Consider the following 14,982-nt stretch of genomic DNA (forward strand, 5'->3'; position numbering starts at 1 on the left):
AAGCATAGTGTCCCAAATGCGCACTTGATCGCGAAGGGTCCCTTCTGGTCCCCTAGTCGATGGTGACGCCGTGGTCCCGCGCCAGACCGGCCAGGCCGTCCGCGTAGCCTTGCCCCACCGCGCGCAGCCTCCAGCCACCCTGACGGCGGAAGGGCGAGGTCCACCCGGATCCGGTTGGCCGCGGCGTCCAGACTGACCGCGCCGCCGGCCGACACCGGCTGGTTGCAGAAGATGAAATCGGCGTCGGTCCGGACGTTGCGGTCGGGAGCCAGGAGCAGGACGCAAGGATCATGGTCGGGTGACGGCAGGACGAAGGCGCACTGGAGGGACGGCGAGGAGATCTTGACGTTCTCACCCGCACGAAGCGCGCTTGGGGGAGCGGCCGAGTCGGCCCTGTCGAGCCACGAGATCGGTGGCCTTCCAGAGCCCGTCCTTCCTTTTATGTGGGCATTCGGGCCCAGACGATTTTGCCTTGGCCGGTGGTTGAGGGGCGGGTGCCGGCCCGCTTGGCGTAGGCCGTGATGATGGCGAGCCCGCGGCCGCTCTCGGCGGTCGTCGCGGTATAGCGGTGGGCTGGGAGCGCGGGGGAGGGGTCCCAGCACTCCAGTAGCGGCGCCCCGTCGTGCACTGCGCAGCGGATGCGGATGGGGTGGCCGCGGGCGGCGCTCACGGCATTGGTGACGATCTCGCTCATGACGAGCGCGGAGTCATGGACGAGAGCCTGCCCATAGCCCCAGTTGGTGAGGGAGTAACGGACCAGTTCCCGCGCCAGGGCGACGGACGAGGGCACGGCCAGCAGGGTCAGGCGGATCTCGGGCACGACGCAGGCCGGGGTCGACGCGGTGAGACCTTGATCATTCATGAGGACCGTCCAGGAGTTGTCGGAACGTGCCCTCACTTTTAGTGTTGAATTGCTAACCTGCTGTGCATCCGGGGTATCCGAATACACTTGCGGGTGAGCGATGAGTGTCCGAGAGTCGATCGATCCGAACTCTTCGCTGTGGGCCTGGCTGGCCTTTGACCTGTGGTTTTACCGCACTCAGCGCGGTCTTTCGCTGGCTCAGACCGCCTTGATCGTTCGCGTGACCCGAGGAACTGTATCCAACTGGGAAGCGGGACGATTGCGACCCCGCGTCTCCTACATGCAGCGCCTTGACCAGGCATGGAACACGGGCGGCCACTTCGAGCGGCTGCACATGTTCGCCTGCAGTGGACACGATCCGGACTGGTACAAGCAGTACCTGGTGTACGAGCGGGCCGCGACGAACATCGAGATCTATCACGGCAAGACCGTTCCGGCTCTACTGCAGACCGAGGCATACACCCGGGCCCTCGTTGCCGACGGCGGGTACGAGTTGGATGTCGCCAAGGAGACCGAGGCTCGTTTGAAGCGCCAGGAGATCCTCTCCAAGGACGATCCGCCGTACCTCTGGGTCCTCCTTGACCAGGAGGTACTTGAGTGCACGGTCGGCAGTCCCGAAGTGATGCGGGAGCAACTCGGCCACCTGGTCGAAGTCGGCAGGCTTCCAAGGACGGTCATTCGCGTCGTTCTCAGATCGGCAGGGAGGCATCCGGGGCATGATGGGGCGATCCAGATCCTCCGGGTAGGCTCCCGAGAAGTGGCGTACGTCGGAGCGCAACTCGGTGGGCGACTCATCGAGGGCGGAGACGAGATTGCCGCTGTTGTGCTTCGATTCGCTCAAATCGGAGCCGCTGCCCTGTCGAAGAAGGATTCTCTGGATCTGATCGAGCAGATGATGAGGACGTAGACGAGTGATCGAGTGGCGAAAGAGTTCTCGTAGCGGCGGTGACAGCGATCCGGCCTGTGTCGAGCTGGCGAGGTTGGATGGTCTGGTCTGGGTCAGGGACTCCAAGGATCCGGATGGTGGATGGCTGGGGTTTGGGCGGGAGTCGTTCGCCGGGCTGCTGGTGCGCGTCAAGCAAGGGCAACATGGCCTTTAGCGGCTGCGATGGCCGGCTGGTCGGGGACTGCGGTCACCGTCTCTGGTGTTGGGGTTGTGTGAGCGGGCTGGTTTGTTAGGGGCGGAGGGTTGAGGTGGTCAGGCGGGGGCGTCCGGCGCCTCTGTAGAAGATGCCGGGGAGGCCCGCGGTCTCGAAGCCGGCGCTGGGGTTGGCCAGGAGGCGGGAGTGGTCGATGGCGAGCGTTCCCGTCAGGTCGTTGCTGACGAAGAAGATCGCGCCGCCGCCCTCGTTGGCGCGGTTGTCCCGGACGATCGTCCCTGCGATGCGGACGGTGAAGCGGTTGCCGTCGGCGTAGAGGGCGCCGCCGCTGCCGCCGCCGGGCGTGCCGCCGCGGGCCGGGTTGGCGCCGCGTCCGATGGCCCGGTTGCCGGACAGGGCGGAGTTGAGGATCGTCCAGGACGTCCCGATGCTGCTGAGCGCGCCGCCGTTGGAGCACACGCCGCCTGTGAAGGTGCTGCCGACGACGTGGACGGGCAGGTCACGGGACTGGTCGAGGACGCGGACGGCGGCGCCCCCGAGGTCTGGGCCCGTCGCGTCGCAGCGGTTCCGCTCGAACCGGGAGCCGATGATGGAGAACCGGCCGCCGCGGACGAAGATCGCGCCTCCGCCGCCGCCCTCGGCCTTGTCGCCCGTGGAGTCGCCGCCTGTGAAGCGGAGGTTCTGCACGGTGAGCCGCGGGGTGGGCTGGTCGTTGCAATGCGATGTCGTCCAGCCTTGGGCCCGGTCGCACGTGTTCATGTAGAGGATGCGGCGCTTGCCCGCGCCGCTGAGGGTGACGAGGCCGCCGCCGTCCAGCACAACGCGGGGACGGCTGTTGCGCACCTTCGCCGTCGCGGTCATCGTGATCGTCACCGGGCCGGGCCCGCAGTCGAAGGTGATGACCCCGCCCCGCGCGACCGCGGCCACGACGGCCGCCGACGTGCAGGTACGCGGCGTCCCGTTCCCGATGACGTGGGTTGGGCGCGAGGTGTCCACTGGACGGCCGTCCGCCGGTATGGGGGCGCGACCGTTGGGGTTGCCTGCCTGGAAGCGGTGGCTCTTTGGCTTCTTCTTCGGAGCCTTGGCCTTCGTCGGCGTGCTGGACGGCGATGCCGCGGGGGTGGCGGGCGCCGTCATCGCGGTCTGCCGTCGGGGTTCCCCGCCTCCGCAGGCTGCGAGGGCAAGGCACCCCGAGGTTGCGATGATCGGCGCGAAGAGTCGGCTCACGGCAGTTCCCAGGGTTGGGACGGAGTTCCGTCGGGTTCGCGGCCGTAAATGTAGCGTTCGGCCCAGCCGGGCAGTGTCCGGCGACAGTCGTAGAACAGGCCGGAGTCGGCGACGAGGGGGGCCAGCTCAGCCGCCTTCTCGGTCTCATCGAGGTCATCGAGCAGGCCGAGCAGTGCGGCCCGGTAGACCGGGTCGGGCGGGCCGGTGCGGACGACGCGTCGCAGCAGGGCGTCGGCCGTTTCGCGTGCGCCCGCCCCTTGGAGCAGCCCGAGCCGGAAGGCGGCCGCGGGCAGTCGGCCGCGGGCAGTCGGCCGGGATCGGCGGGCGCGCCGAGATCGCGCTCCAGCAGCGTCCGGGCCGCCTTGCGCGCACCGAGCAGGCGAAGCGTCTTGAGCAGCCGGGCGATCCCGAGGACGTCGTCGAGGTCGACTGTGGCGGCGTGGCCCAGCAGCGCGGCGACGGCGTCTCGTGTTTCGGCGCCCCATTCCGCGCCGTCCCGGAGGTCCCGCAGGGCCAGGGCGAGTTGTGACGGGTCGATGACCTCGGCGCCCGCGATGCGCTGGAACAGGATGTCGGCCTCGCGGCGCGCGTGGATTCTCCGGAGCGTGCCGAGCAGGTGGGCGGCGGCGGGCAGATCTGAAAGATCGGCGTGTGCGCCGGGGCCCCGGTCCAGCAGGGCGGTGGCCGCACCGTCCGCGTCCACGTGCGTCGAGAACAGCACTTCCAGGCGCCACGCGGTGCTGAGGGCGTCGGTGATGTCGACGTTCAGGACCGTGGCCTCGCCTTCGTGCTGGACGGCGAGCAGATCGCCGATGGTGTCCGGGCCATGCTGGTAGGGATTGAGATCCATGGACGAGAGCGGTTCCAGCAGCACGCCCTGCGGAACGTCGGCGTCCTGGAGAAATACGACGGAGCCGCCGAAACCGAAGCCGTCCGGGCCGGGTGGCACCGGTTCTCGGGAGGCCAGCGCTGTCATCGCCAGTTCCTCGCCCTCGTCCCGCATAGTGATCAGCAGCCATGGGGTCGGGTCCAGATCGAGGAGGTAGCTACGGACGCCAGGCAGGGCGGGCGTCGTCACGTCCGGCATCGGGCTCTCCAGCCTGGGCGGATCGTAGTACTCCACCATCCTGCTAAAGGATCGGGAGCCGGATGGGACAGCGCGCAAGGCTGGGGCACGGCTCAGCAAGGTTTCCGCGGCCTCGTCCGCGTTCGCGGAGCGCAGCGCCCCCAGCAGTTCCTCGGCCTTCTTTGTGTCGGAGAGATCGACGTGGGCGGCGGGGTCCCGGTCCAGTAGCTTCCTCACGGCGTCGTGACGTCTTGTAGGGCGCAGCGCGTCGAGGAGGTAGGCGACGTCGGCTGGGTTGCTGAGGGCGGTGCGGGCGGGGAAGTCCCGCGCCAGCAGCATGGTCAAGGCCGCCTCCGCGCCGACGGAATGGAGCAGCCCCACCAGCCTGGCCGTATCAGGCGCGTTGACCAGATCGACATGCGGGACGATCTGCTGCGCAACGGCGGAAACGTTGCCGGGATCGACGGAGTGCAGCAAGGCCATGAGGCGGCATGCGGCCTTTGTGTTGCCCGCGAGCGCGGCGTGCCGGTACAGAAGCGCGGCGTGCCGGAACAGGCCGCGCTGCTCGGCCTCCCCGGCCGGTACCGCGCATGTGTAGGCGTCCCCGAAGGCCAAGGCGGCCTCCCAGAACGTGGCGGGAGGACAGGCGTCGATCCGGGTCCGGCGGCCGATCTGTTCCAGGTAGTCCGACAGGCGGTAGCACGGCTGGCCGTCGTCGGTGTCAAGCGGCGTGCGAGGCCGGATGCGTGTGAGGGGTCCGCGGATGCCCTTGCAGGGAGCGGCGGTGTAGGCCAGCGCCTCGTCCAGCCAGCCGTCCTCTAGGATGTCCCAGTCCAGGTCGGTCATGTAGCCGGGGGCGGCCGCCTCCAGCAGGTCGCGGGGGAGCGCGGGCCCGTGGCCGAGGCGGCGGGCGTCCACCGCCGCGTGGATGACCGCCTGGGCCGGGACTGGAGCATTGCGGTAGCGACGACGTCGGGCTGAGCGGCGGGCGGGTCCGGCGAACCGAGGACGCGTCCGATGGTCGCCCGGGTCGGCGCGCCCGCCAGGCCGTCGTCCGCGGCGACGAGCCGGACGAGCTCGTCCAGCGACGGCGCCCCGGCCTCCAGGTACAACTCGTACAGCAGGTCCTTGAGGTCTCGCAGAGGGCCGGGCGCCACCCGCGGCCGCGCCACCACGCGGGGCCTGCGCACCGGCTCCCCGACCACCTGATCGCCACTCATCGCAGACCATCATTCACCGCAGGGACGGCGATGCGGGGTGAAATGCGGAGCCTTGTCCGGTCGGCACAACCGTGTCGCAACTCAGTTTCCGGCCGCGAGGCCACCCCATCCTGATGGCAGCAGGCCAGTTCCACTCCCTACGCCGGCACCACCAGGAGATCCCGAATGCGCGACAAGCCCAGCCTTACCCGCACCGAACGACTCGCCCTCGCCGCAGCCGCCCTCAGAGGCGCACTGGCCGGAACCACCCGAGCCGCCACCACCTGGCTCCTCGACCACCTGCCCCGCTGACCCACACGACAAAAGACCCGGCCGGAAGCGGCCGGTCGTCCGCCTCATTTACCAGGCAGTATGCAAATCGCGAGCCCCGGCTGGGAGAGTCCCATCGGCCTCCGCGCTCTCGCCGCCACGGTGGCCACGTGGCGACAAGCCCAGCGCGCGCCGACACCTCGGACGACGCGCCGCTGCCCGAGTATGCGATTGTCAATCCGCCGGTGGCGACCCTTCAACTGCACGGCAGCCCGCCCCGGTTGCTGCAAAGGAGTGCACCGTCCGGCGTCGATATCCCGCACAACGGAACGAACGGCTGTCGCTCTACGCGCGCGGCTACGCGGGCCAGAGGACTGCGTTGACCACCGGGGCGTCGCTGTTCTCCTGCTGCCAGCGGTTGGCTGACCAGGCATTCGCCTGGGCCACGTGTCGGCCTACTACGAAAACAAGTACGACATTCGAGTGCGGCCAGGCGTTCGCTTTATGGAAGGACTATCCCCGTCGCTCATTGAGGTGGATAGGTGAGGGTGTGGCCGTCGCGCAGGTCCATGCGCCATATGTCGTCCGGGCCGGGCTTCAGGGTGAGAAGCCACGAGTTGGAGAACATGATTCGCTGACTGCCCGAGGCGAACACGACCCAGGAGAGCGGCCTTGCGGAGATCAAGGAGGAGAGATCCTCGGCGGTGAGGGCGGTAAGAGGACGGAGTACGGCATTCTCGCCTCTGGGGCCGACAGAGTGGATCACCGTGCCGCTGTACTCAAGGGCCGTTCCATCAGAAAGACGAAGATAGAAGGACGGAACGGCTCGAACCTCGGCGACCTGGGCTTCCCGGACTTTGAGAATCTTCCGGTCTTCCTTCTCCTCATACTGCACCGTCATCGTCCCCAATCGCGTTCTGGCAGGTGGTCGAGGATATTGCCCAGGCTGCTCTCGCCGACCCCATCCTTTGTCTTCGGATAGACCTCGCCAGTCCTCACGTCGACAACGACGTCGGGTCGGGTGCGTCACCCTGATCGATGACCGTTTTGACCTCTGCCGCGAGACGGCCGCGTACCTCGATCAACGCATCGTGGGCGCTCTTCCAGACCATGCCTGCCTGGAAGGGCGCTTGAGAGTCCGCAGTGGGCCAGTAGTCCGAGACGTCGAACAGTTCATGGCCGGCCGGCGTCCCCAGCAGCGAGTGCGGCGGCTCCTTGCCAGGGCCGGTCACGGGTGGAGGCGCGGCTACGTTGAGCGGGCCGGAGACCTCATGGCCCAGTACCCTTCGGACGGAGAATAACGGAAACGACAACTGGCCGGGTGGCAACTGGCCGCCATCAGGCGTTGTCACCGACTGAGGACGGCGCAATGCGGCGTGGGCTGGATCGTGATCCCCGGTATCGTCGTCGGCTCGTTCGGATCCAGGTCTTCCGGTACGCGACGTTCGCCGTCATATCGGCGGTGTTCTTCCTCATAGGGGTGTGGGGCGAGAACCGGGTTCCGTCCTCTTTCGTTCCGTTTCTCGTGGCGGCCGCGACGGCCTTCGTCAATTCGGTCGTCTTTGCCGCCGTCGCGGCCGCGACGCTCGCGGGGCGGCGGGTCACCGTGGTGCTGCGGGTGTCTTTCGTCGTGTGGGGCGTTGGGGTCGGCGGAACCTTTTTCGCCATGGTGCTGGCCATTGCGGATTCCAGCAGGGCGCCGGCGGTCCTCGCGGCCGGGTTCGCGCTGCCCTTCTTGATTGTCGCGAAGCCGCCTCGCCGGAGGCTGGACCCGAAGGACGAGCCGACCTCCGCCTGAGCGCGTCAGCGGCCGAAGGGCGGATGCCTACCGCGACCTGGCCGGGGTCACTGGGTTTCGTCTATGTGGGTTAGTTTTTCGGGGTTGAAGACCGCGTAGACGCCGGTGATGCGGTCGCCGTCGGGGGCGAGGTCGATGACCATGACGGCGAAGGGGGCGCCGTCGCCGAAGATGAGGGCGGACGGGTCGCCGTTGACCGTGCGGTAGCGGATGTCGAGGTCGTCCGGGGCGCGGAAGGCGGTGCCGGTGATGACGCGGGCGACCCTGTCGCGGCCGTGGATCGGGCGGAGGGCGGCGGTCTTGCGCTTGCCGCCGCCGTCGGTCCAGAGGGTGACGTCGGGGGCCAGGAGCTCCAGGAGGGCCTCCAGGTCGCCGCCCAGGGCGGCTTTGAGGAACTGCTCGGTGAGCTTCCGCTGGACGCGCGGGTCCGCCTGGTAGCGGGGGCGGCGGGCGTGGACGTGCTCGCGGGCCCGGTGCGCGAGCTGGCGGACGGCGGACGGGCTGCGGTCGAGGATTTCCGCGATCTCCGTGTGGGCGTAGCCGAACACCTCGTGCAGGACGAAGACGGCGCGTTCCAGGGGCGTGAGGGTCTCCAGGACGACGAGGAGGGCCATCGAGACGGCCTCGGTGCGCTCGGCCGACTCTTCGGCGCCCGGTTCCTCGACGAGGGGCTCGGGGAGCCACGGGCCCACGTAGGTCTCGCGGCGGCGGCTGATGGTGGCCTGGCGGGCGAGGGCGGTGTTCACCGCGATCCGCACCAGGTAGGCGCGCGGGTTGGCGATCTCGTCCGCGCCTGCCCGGTTCCGGGACGTCCACGACAGCCAGGTGTCCTGGAGGACGTCCTCGGTGTCGGCGACGCTGCCGAGCAGGTTGTAGACGACCGAGAACAGCAGCTCCCGATGATCGGCGAAGACGCCCGTCGCGGTGGTTTGCGGCATGGCTGTGACCTCCTGTGCGCTCCCCCTTCAGAGGTCCGCGGGCACCCGGAATGTGACATCCGCGGAGCGATTGTGATGTGAACCTCATCGGCGGGCTTCGTGTCACACTCGGCCTGTTTCGCGGGCTCTTGGAGTGCAAACCAATGCACCTGGGGGTACCAGTGAGCGTTACGACCGGTCCCGGCGAGCGAAGCCGGGTCGACATGACGATGATGTACGCCGTCCACGACGCGTTCCAGCGCGACCTCGACCGCCTCACGGCCATGGCGGAGGGAGGGGTCGCCTCCGGTCCGGCGGTCCAGGCGGGATGGGACCGGTTCAAGAGGTTCCTGCACGTCCACCACACCGCCGAGGACACGCATCTGTGGCCCGTCCTGCGGGCGAAGGCCGGCGACCCGGCCGTCCTGGACCAGATGGAGGACGAGCACACGCGGCTGACCGCGCTGCTCGATGCCGTGGACGCGGCCGTGGCGTCGGGCGTCCCGGAGCGGCTGGCCCTGCACGCCGGCCGGCTCGCCGAGGCACTCGGCGCGCACTGCGAGCACGAGGAGGATCTGGCGCTGCCGCTGGTCGGCGAGCTGCTCACGGAGGCGGAGTGGAACGCGTTCGGCGCGGAGCAGCGCAAGCGGCTCGGCTCGGGCGGCGCGGCCTCCTTCTTCCCGTGGCTGCTGGACGGGGCGGAGGACGGCACGCGCCGCAAGGTGCTCGGCGTCGTCCCGCCGCCCGTCCGGTTCCTCTACCGCGCCGTCTGGCGTCCCCGCTACCAGCGCGCGCCGCGCTGGCAGGCCCCGGCGGCCTGACGAACGGAAGGCTCAATCCCATGGCTGTACAGGACGCTCGATCGTCCTTCCTGGCGACGGGGCGCGGCAAACTCACGCTGACCTTGCTGTGCGCCATCGCGTTCCTCGACTTCGTCGACGCCTCGATCGTCAACGTGGCCCTGCCCGCCATCCGCTCCGACCTGGACTTCTCCGTCCAGGACCTGCAATGGGTGCCGAGCGGGTACCTGCTCACCTACGGCGGGTTCATGCTGCTCGGCGGGCGCCTCGCCGACCTGCTCGGCCGCCGCCGCGTCGTGGTGGCCGGGACGGTGCTGTTCTCGCTCTCCTCGGTCGTCGGGGGGTTCGCGGGCAGCGCCGGGGTGCTGGTCGGCGCACGGCTCGCGCAGGGCGCCGGGGCCGCGCTGATGCTCCCCGGGACGCTGTCCATCCTGACCACCATGTTCAAGGAGGGCGGCGACCGCAGCAAGGCACTCGGCGTCTGGGGCGGCGTCGCCGGCGGGGCCTCGGCGGCCGGGGTACTGCTCGGCGGGCTGCTGACCGACGGCCCCGGCTGGCGCTGGGTCATGCTGGTGAACGTTCCGGTCTGCGTGCTGGTGATCGCCGGGCTCTACCTGCTGGTGGACGGCGACCGGCCGCAGGCGCGCCGGGCGAGCTTCGACATCCCGGGCACGGTGCTGGTCACCGGCGCCATGCTGCTGCTCGTCTACACGCTGGTGAAGGCGCCGGACGTCGGCTGGGGCGAGAACCGCACGATCGGCGGCCTGGCGGGCTCCGCGGTGCTGCTGCTGGCGTTCCTGTTCAACGAGCAGCGCAGCCGGGACCCGCTCCTGCCGCTGTCGATCTTCAGGATCCGGGGGCTCGGCGCGGCCGACGTCACCCAGCTGGTGGCCGTCGCCGGGTTCATCGCGATGTTCTTCTTCCTCAGCCTCTACATGGAGAACGTCCTCGGCTACTCGCCGCTGCAGACCGGCTCGGCCTACCTGCCGCTGTGCGTCGGCGTCGGCATCGCGGCGGGGCTGTCCGCCCAGCTGATCCCCAAGGTCGGGACGCGGCCGCTGATGATCGCCGGGCTGCTGCTCGCGGCGGGCGGCATCTACCTGCTGTCACGCATCCCGGTGGACGGCCACTACCTGACGGATCTGCTGCCCGGCCTGATGGTCACCTCGTTCGGGCTGGGGTTCGCGTTCGTGTCCGTCACGACCGCGGCGAACGCGAACGTGCCGCCGGGCCAGGCGGGGCTCGCCGCGGCGCTGCTCAACGCCTCGCAGCAGCTCGGCGGGGCGCTGGGGCTCGCGATCTTCTCCGCGGTAGCGACGTCCCGGACGGAGGACCTGCTCGCCGAGCGCAAGCCCGTGCCCGAGGCCCTCACCTCGGGGTTCTCCCGGGCGCTGCTGGCCAGCAGCCTGTTCATCCTCGCCGCCGCGGTCGTCGCCCTGCGCGCCGCCAACAGCCGCGGCGAGGCCCAGGACGAGCCCGCCGCGGACCCCGTCCCCGAGGCCGTCACCACGCGGTAGGGCGGACGGCCTCCAGGACGCGGACGGTTCCCGCCGGTCAGTGGATGATCACGTGGTCGGCGGGGGCGTCCGCGTCCTTCGTCCAGCCGTCGTGGCCCGCGTCGGACTTCCAGTGCCTGCCGCCGTAGCGGACCTCGCCGAGCCCGTAGACCTGTGCGTGCGTCACCGCCCAGGCGGCGACGGCCCAGCCCGCCCTGGGGTTGGTCACGCGGACCGCGTCCCAGGTGGGGGTGCCGCCCGCCAGCGCCTTCGGGCCGTCCACCTGGAGCCTGCTGCCGAACGAGCGGCGCAGCTCCCGGATCGCCTCCGGACGGCGCGGCGCGGTCTTCTTGTCGGGCGGGTACCAGCAGCGGGCCGAGGCCGCCTGCCGTCCGGTGAACACCTGCGCCAGCAGCTTGCCGTCCTCCTCGTGCTGGGCGTAGGCGCGGCCGTCCGCGCTGCGCTGCACCCGCTGCGCCGAGTCGTGCAGGTCGCGGTCGAGGTAGTCCTTGACCTTGACCAGCGCGTCGAAGAACTTGCTGGTGGACTGGACGGGGTCGCGGAGCTTGGCCGGGCTGCCCCAGCCCTGCGACGGGCGCTGCTGGAACATGCCGACCGAGTCGCGGTCGCCGCCCGGCAGGTTGCGCATGTGCGACTCCTGGATCGCGGTGGCGTAGGCGATCACCGAGGCGCGCTCGGGGAGCTGCTTGCGGAACGCGACCGCGGCGATGGTGGCCGCGTTGGCGCCCTGGTCCAGGTCGAGCGGCATCTTGCTCGCGGAGGTGCCCACCTCGCAGCCGGAACCGTGCAGGTAGGGGCGCGCGCGCTGGAACGCGACGTAGCCGCCCACGCCCAGCGCGAGCACGATGGCCGACGTCACCGCGACCCACCGCCACCGCCGGCCGTTCCCGCTCCCGGACCCCGCATCGGGGCGCGACCTCAACCTCGCCCAAACAGCCACGCGAAGACGGTACCGGGAGATGGCCACCAGTAAGCTCAAGGGCCATGACCGAAACGTTCACCAGCCCGATTTCCGGCGTCATCGACGAACTGTGGGAGCGGCGCGCCGACCTCACGCCGGACGACACCGACGCGCGCGGCGCCATCGTGGCCGCCGTCGACCAGATCGACTCCGGCGCCGCCCGCGTCGCCCACCTCGACTCCGCGGGCGAGGTCGTCGTCGACGAGCGCGCCAAGCGGGCGATCCTGCTGAGCTTCAAGGTCCTCGGCATGGTGCGTTCCCAGGTCGGCGACTTCCGGTACCACGACCGCATCCCGCTCAAGACCCGGCTGGACGGCGTCCGCGTCGTCCCGGGCGCCATCGCCCGCTGGGGCTCCTACCTGGCGCCCGGCGTGGTGCTGATGCCGTCGTTCACCAACATCGGCGCCTACGTCGACTCCGGGACGATGGTCGACACGTGGGCCACGGTGGGCTCCTGCGCCCAGATCGGCAAGAACGTCCACCTGTCCGGCGGGGTCGGCATCGGCGGCGTCCTGGAGCCGCCGAACGCCAAGCCCGTGATCGTCGAGGACGAGGCGATGATCGGCAGCCGCTCGATGATCGTCGAGGGCGCGCGGGTCGGGCGGGGCGCCGTGGTGGGCTCCGGAACCAACCTGTCGGCGTCCATGCCCGTCATCGACGTGGAGACGGGCGAGGAGATCAGCCGCGGACGCATCCCCGACTGGTGCGTGGCCGTGGGCGGCACCCGTCCGAAGGAGTTCAAGGGCGGCACGTTCGGGATGCCCGCCGTGCTGATTCTCAAGCGGCTCGAAGAGGGCCAGCGGCACGACAAGGCGTCCCTGAACGACATCCTGCGCGACCACGGCATCAACACCTGACTCGTGCTCAGGCGGGCGGCCGGCCCTCGACGACCTTGAGGGGACGGGCGGTCAGGACGGCGAGCGACGCGGCGTAGCCGGGGCCCGGCGACAGGTCGGCCAGGCGGACGGGAGAGACCGCCGCGTCGCCCTCCCAGGACAGCACCTCGGGAGGCTCGTCCGGGGCGGAGACGCATATGGCCGTCATGGGGGCGGCCAGGCCGTGACCGGTGGCCTTCAAGAGGGCCTCTTTGCGGCTCCAGTAGGCGTGGAAGCCCCGCTTGCGCTCGCCCGGCGGCATCGCGGTGAGCGCCTCGCGTTCGGAATCGGCCAAGACCATCTTCGCGAGGCGCTCCACGTCGCGGTCGCTCTCCTGTTCCACGTCCACGCCCACCTCGGCGCCTTCGGCGAGGACGAGGACGACGCGGTCGCCCGAGTGGGACAGGGAGAAGTCCACGTCGTAACCGGGCAGCCGGGGCTTCCCGTGGGTTTGGCCGCAGTGGGGGCAGTCCGTGGTGAACCGGATCTCCCCGGGTGCGAGGCCCGTAAGGGCGGAGAGGGTCGAGCGCGCCAGGAACCGTCCGGTGACGAACCTGGCCTTGTCTTGGGCGCGCACGAAGCGCTCGTAGCGTTCCCGCTCCTGGTCGTCCAGGTGGGCGCGCATATGGGGTTCGTCGGCGGGAAGCGCCCAGTGGACGGCGCACGCAAGCATCTCCACGACGGCGATGATAGGACTTGTTCCATGGGGCTCGATCTGTTCTCGGACGTAGCGGACCTGACGGCGGCGATCGTCGACATCGAGTCGGTGAGCGGCGGGGAGAAGGTGCTCGCAGACGCCGTCGAAGAGGCGCTGCGCGCGCTTCCGCACCTCACGGTGGACCGCTACGGGAACAACGTGGTCGCCCGTACCGGTCTTGGGCTCTCCGAACGGGTCGTCCTTGCGGGGCATCTCGACACCGTCCCGCTCAACGGGAACCTGCCGTCCCGTGTGGAGGGCGACCGGCTCTACGGCTGCGGCACGACGGACATGAAGAGCGGCGTGGCCGTCGCCCTGAAGCTGGCCGCCACCGTGACGGAGCCGACCCGCGACATCACCTACGTCTTCTACGAGTGCGAGGAGATCGAGGCCGAGCGCAACGGCCTCAACCGGCTCGCCGCCGACCGTCCCGAGCTGCTCGCCGGGGACTTCGCCGTCCTGATGGAGCCGACCGGCGGGCAGGTCGAGGGCGGCTGCCAGGGCACCATGCGCGTCGACGTCACGGTGAAGGGCGAGCGGGCGCACAGCGCGCGCGCCTGGATGGGCTCCAACGCCATCCATACGGCCGGTCAGATCCTCGACCTGCTGCGCGCGTACGAGCCCACCCGTCCGGTCGTGGACGGCCTGGAGTACCACGAGGGCCTCAACGCGGTCTTCGTCCGGGGCGGCGTCGCGGGCAACGTCATCCCCGACGAGTGCGTCGTCACCGTCAACTACCGGTTCGCGCCCGACAAGTCGCTCGACGAGGCCGAAACGTACCTCCGCGGGGTCTTCGACGGCTTCCAGGTCGAGGTCACCGACGGCGCGTCCGCGGCCCGTCCCGGCCTGTCCCACCCCGCCGCGGCGGCGTTCGTGTCGTCCGTCGCGTCGGGCGGCGCCGAGGTGCGCGCCAAGCTCGGTTGGACGGACGTGGCGCGCTTCTCCGAGCTGGGCGTCCCGGCGGTCAACTACGGCCCGGGGGAGCCGACCCTCGCCCACACCAAGGGCGAGTACGTGGAGCTCCCGCTGATCGCCGACTGCGAGCGCCGCATGCGAGCCTGGCTCACCGCCTGACCCGCGCCGCCCCGCGTCCACCGCGGCCTGACCTGCGGCGCGTCAGGTGTGGAGGCCCTTGAGGACCACGTCGGCGTAGGTGTGGTGCTTGCCTGGCGCGCTGCCCGTGACGGCCATCGCCAGCCCGCACATCAGCGCCCGGAACTCGTCGAACCCGATGTCGTCGCGGAGCGTCCCGGCGTTCCGGGCGCGGTCGAGCAGCAGGGTGACGTTGGCGGACAGCTCGTGGTTCTGGACGCGGGCGTCCTCCTCGAAGAGCCGCCCGACGTCGCCGAACACATCGCGCAGACCCCGGTTCCGCGCCATGACCTCGGAGCTGAGCTGGACGAACCTGGCCAGGCCCTCCCAGGGGTCGTCCAGTTCCAGGGCCTTGGCGGCGTTCGCCGCGCCCTCCGCCAGCCACTCGGAGGTGAGCTCGTCGACCAGCGCCTGCTTGGTCGGGAAGTGCCGGTAGATCGTGCCGATGCCGACGCCGGCGCGGCGGGCGATGTCCTCCATCTGGACCTCGTTGCCGCCCTCCTCGAACGCCACGCGCGCGGCGTCCAGGACGCGCCGCCGGTTCCGGCGCGCGTCGGCGCGCATCGGGCGGCCGTCGGTGGTGGAGGTGGACATCGGTCCC

General features: G+C 70.2%; 19 protein-coding genes. 9 read left to right on the plus strand and 10 right to left on the minus strand.

Features of this window, described 5'->3' with window-relative positions; translation table 11 throughout:
- Positions 1-52: 52 nt before the first annotated feature.
- Positions 53-292: a TerD family protein gene (locus tag E1298_RS52110; protein ID WP_131889454.1), complete on the minus strand. Its 240-nt coding sequence runs from the start codon at positions 290-292 to the stop codon at positions 53-55.
- Positions 293-439: 147 nt separating this feature from the next.
- Positions 440-862 carry an ATP-binding protein gene (locus E1298_RS04425; protein WP_131889455.1) on the minus strand — a complete coding sequence of 141 codons (423 nt, stop codon included), beginning with the start codon at positions 860-862 and terminating at the stop codon, positions 440-442.
- Positions 863-962: 100 nt separating this feature from the next.
- Here E1298_RS04425 and E1298_RS04430 point away from each other — a divergent pair, with 100 nt between their 5' ends.
- Both E1298_RS04430 and E1298_RS04435 read left to right on the plus strand, forming a co-directional pair.
- Positions 963-1,769, plus strand: coding sequence for a helix-turn-helix domain-containing protein (locus tag E1298_RS04430; protein ID WP_131889456.1), 807 nt, complete (start codon positions 963-965; stop codon positions 1,767-1,769).
- A gap of 4 nt (positions 1,770-1,773) precedes the next feature.
- Positions 1,774-1,962 carry a DUF397 domain-containing protein gene (locus tag E1298_RS04435; protein WP_131889457.1) on the plus strand — a complete coding sequence of 63 codons (189 nt, stop codon included), beginning with the start codon at positions 1,774-1,776 and terminating at the stop codon, positions 1,960-1,962.
- 75 nt (positions 1,963-2,037) lie between these two features.
- Here the strand turns inward: E1298_RS04435 and E1298_RS04440 are convergent, their stop codons facing one another.
- Positions 2,038-3,099, minus strand: a complete 1,062-nt coding sequence (locus E1298_RS04440; protein ID WP_207944432.1) for a hypothetical protein — start codon at positions 3,097-3,099, stop codon at positions 2,038-2,040.
- Positions 3,100-3,433: 334 nt separating this feature from the next.
- On the opposite strand from E1298_RS04440, the gene E1298_RS04445 reads away from it, so the two are divergent.
- A complete protein-coding gene (locus E1298_RS04445; protein ID WP_131889459.1) occupies positions 3,434-3,718 on the plus strand; it encodes a hypothetical protein in 285 nt (94 codons plus the stop codon).
- A 1,379-nt stretch (positions 3,719-5,097) separates the two neighbouring features.
- Here E1298_RS04445 and E1298_RS04450 read toward each other — a convergent pair.
- A complete protein-coding gene (locus E1298_RS04450) occupies positions 5,098-5,475 on the minus strand; it encodes a hypothetical protein (protein ID WP_131889460.1) in 378 nt (125 codons plus the stop codon).
- Positions 5,476-5,640: 165 nt separating this feature from the next.
- Here E1298_RS04450 and E1298_RS51100 point away from each other — a divergent pair, with 165 nt between their 5' ends.
- On the plus strand, positions 5,641-5,766 hold the full coding sequence (locus E1298_RS51100) for a hypothetical protein (protein WP_279497809.1): 126 nt from the start codon (positions 5,641-5,643) through the stop codon (positions 5,764-5,766).
- A gap of 484 nt (positions 5,767-6,250) precedes the next feature.
- Here E1298_RS51100 and E1298_RS04455 read toward each other — a convergent pair whose 3' ends face one another.
- Both E1298_RS04455 and E1298_RS04460 read right to left on the minus strand, forming a co-directional pair.
- Positions 6,251-6,625 carry a hypothetical protein gene (locus E1298_RS04455; RefSeq protein ID WP_131889461.1) on the minus strand — a complete coding sequence of 125 codons (375 nt, stop codon included), beginning with the start codon at positions 6,623-6,625 and terminating at the stop codon, positions 6,251-6,253.
- A 94-nt stretch (positions 6,626-6,719) separates the two neighbouring features.
- Complete coding sequence (locus E1298_RS04460; protein ID WP_131889462.1) at positions 6,720-6,956, minus strand: hypothetical protein; 237 nt, start codon at positions 6,954-6,956, stop codon at positions 6,720-6,722.
- A 137-nt stretch (positions 6,957-7,093) separates the two neighbouring features.
- On the opposite strand from E1298_RS04460, the gene E1298_RS04465 reads away from it, so the two are divergent.
- A complete protein-coding gene (locus E1298_RS04465; protein WP_131889463.1) occupies positions 7,094-7,522 on the plus strand; it encodes a hypothetical protein in 429 nt (142 codons plus the stop codon).
- Positions 7,523-7,569: 47 nt separating this feature from the next.
- Here E1298_RS04465 and E1298_RS04470 read toward each other — a convergent pair whose 3' ends face one another.
- On the minus strand, positions 7,570-8,460 hold the full coding sequence (locus tag E1298_RS04470) for an RNA polymerase sigma-70 factor (RefSeq protein WP_131889464.1): 891 nt from the start codon (positions 8,458-8,460) through the stop codon (positions 7,570-7,572).
- 161 nt (positions 8,461-8,621) lie between these two features.
- Here E1298_RS04470 and E1298_RS04475 point away from each other — a divergent pair, with 161 nt between their 5' ends.
- Complete coding sequence (locus E1298_RS04475; protein WP_207944433.1) at positions 8,622-9,260, plus strand: hemerythrin domain-containing protein; 639 nt, start codon at positions 8,622-8,624, stop codon at positions 9,258-9,260.
- 20 nt (positions 9,261-9,280) lie between these two features.
- A complete protein-coding gene (locus E1298_RS04480) occupies positions 9,281-10,756 on the plus strand; it encodes an MFS transporter (RefSeq protein ID WP_131889466.1) in 1,476 nt (491 codons plus the stop codon).
- A gap of 37 nt (positions 10,757-10,793) precedes the next feature.
- On the opposite strand, the gene E1298_RS04485 is transcribed toward E1298_RS04480, so the two are convergent.
- Positions 10,794-11,615 (minus strand): hypothetical protein, encoded by an 822-nt coding sequence (locus E1298_RS04485; protein ID WP_243725377.1) that lies wholly within the window; start codon positions 11,613-11,615, stop codon positions 10,794-10,796.
- Positions 11,616-11,740: 125 nt separating this feature from the next.
- Between E1298_RS04485 and E1298_RS04490 the strand changes: the two genes are divergently transcribed.
- Positions 11,741-12,574, plus strand: a complete 834-nt coding sequence (locus tag E1298_RS04490; protein WP_131889467.1) for a 2,3,4,5-tetrahydropyridine-2,6-dicarboxylate N-succinyltransferase — start codon at positions 11,741-11,743, stop codon at positions 12,572-12,574.
- Positions 12,575-12,581: 7 nt separating this feature from the next.
- Here the strand turns inward: E1298_RS04490 and E1298_RS04495 are convergent, their stop codons facing one another.
- Positions 12,582-13,265, minus strand: a complete 684-nt coding sequence (locus tag E1298_RS04495) for a 4'-phosphopantetheinyl transferase family protein (RefSeq protein WP_243725384.1) — start codon at positions 13,263-13,265, stop codon at positions 12,582-12,584.
- Positions 13,266-13,295: 30 nt separating this feature from the next.
- On the opposite strand from E1298_RS04495, the gene dapE reads away from it, so the two are divergent.
- Complete coding sequence (gene dapE, locus E1298_RS04500) at positions 13,296-14,363, plus strand: succinyl-diaminopimelate desuccinylase (protein ID WP_131889469.1); 1,068 nt, start codon at positions 13,296-13,298, stop codon at positions 14,361-14,363.
- A 42-nt stretch (positions 14,364-14,405) separates the two neighbouring features.
- Here the strand turns inward: dapE and E1298_RS04505 are convergent, their stop codons facing one another.
- Positions 14,406-14,975, minus strand: a complete 570-nt coding sequence (locus E1298_RS04505; RefSeq protein WP_131889470.1) for a TetR/AcrR family transcriptional regulator — start codon at positions 14,973-14,975, stop codon at positions 14,406-14,408.
- Positions 14,976-14,982 lie beyond the last annotated feature (7 nt).

It is taken from the genome of Actinomadura rubrisoli (genome assembly GCF_004349215.1).
Lineage (GTDB): Bacteria > Actinomycetota > Actinomycetes > Streptosporangiales > Streptosporangiaceae > Spirillospora > Spirillospora rubrisoli.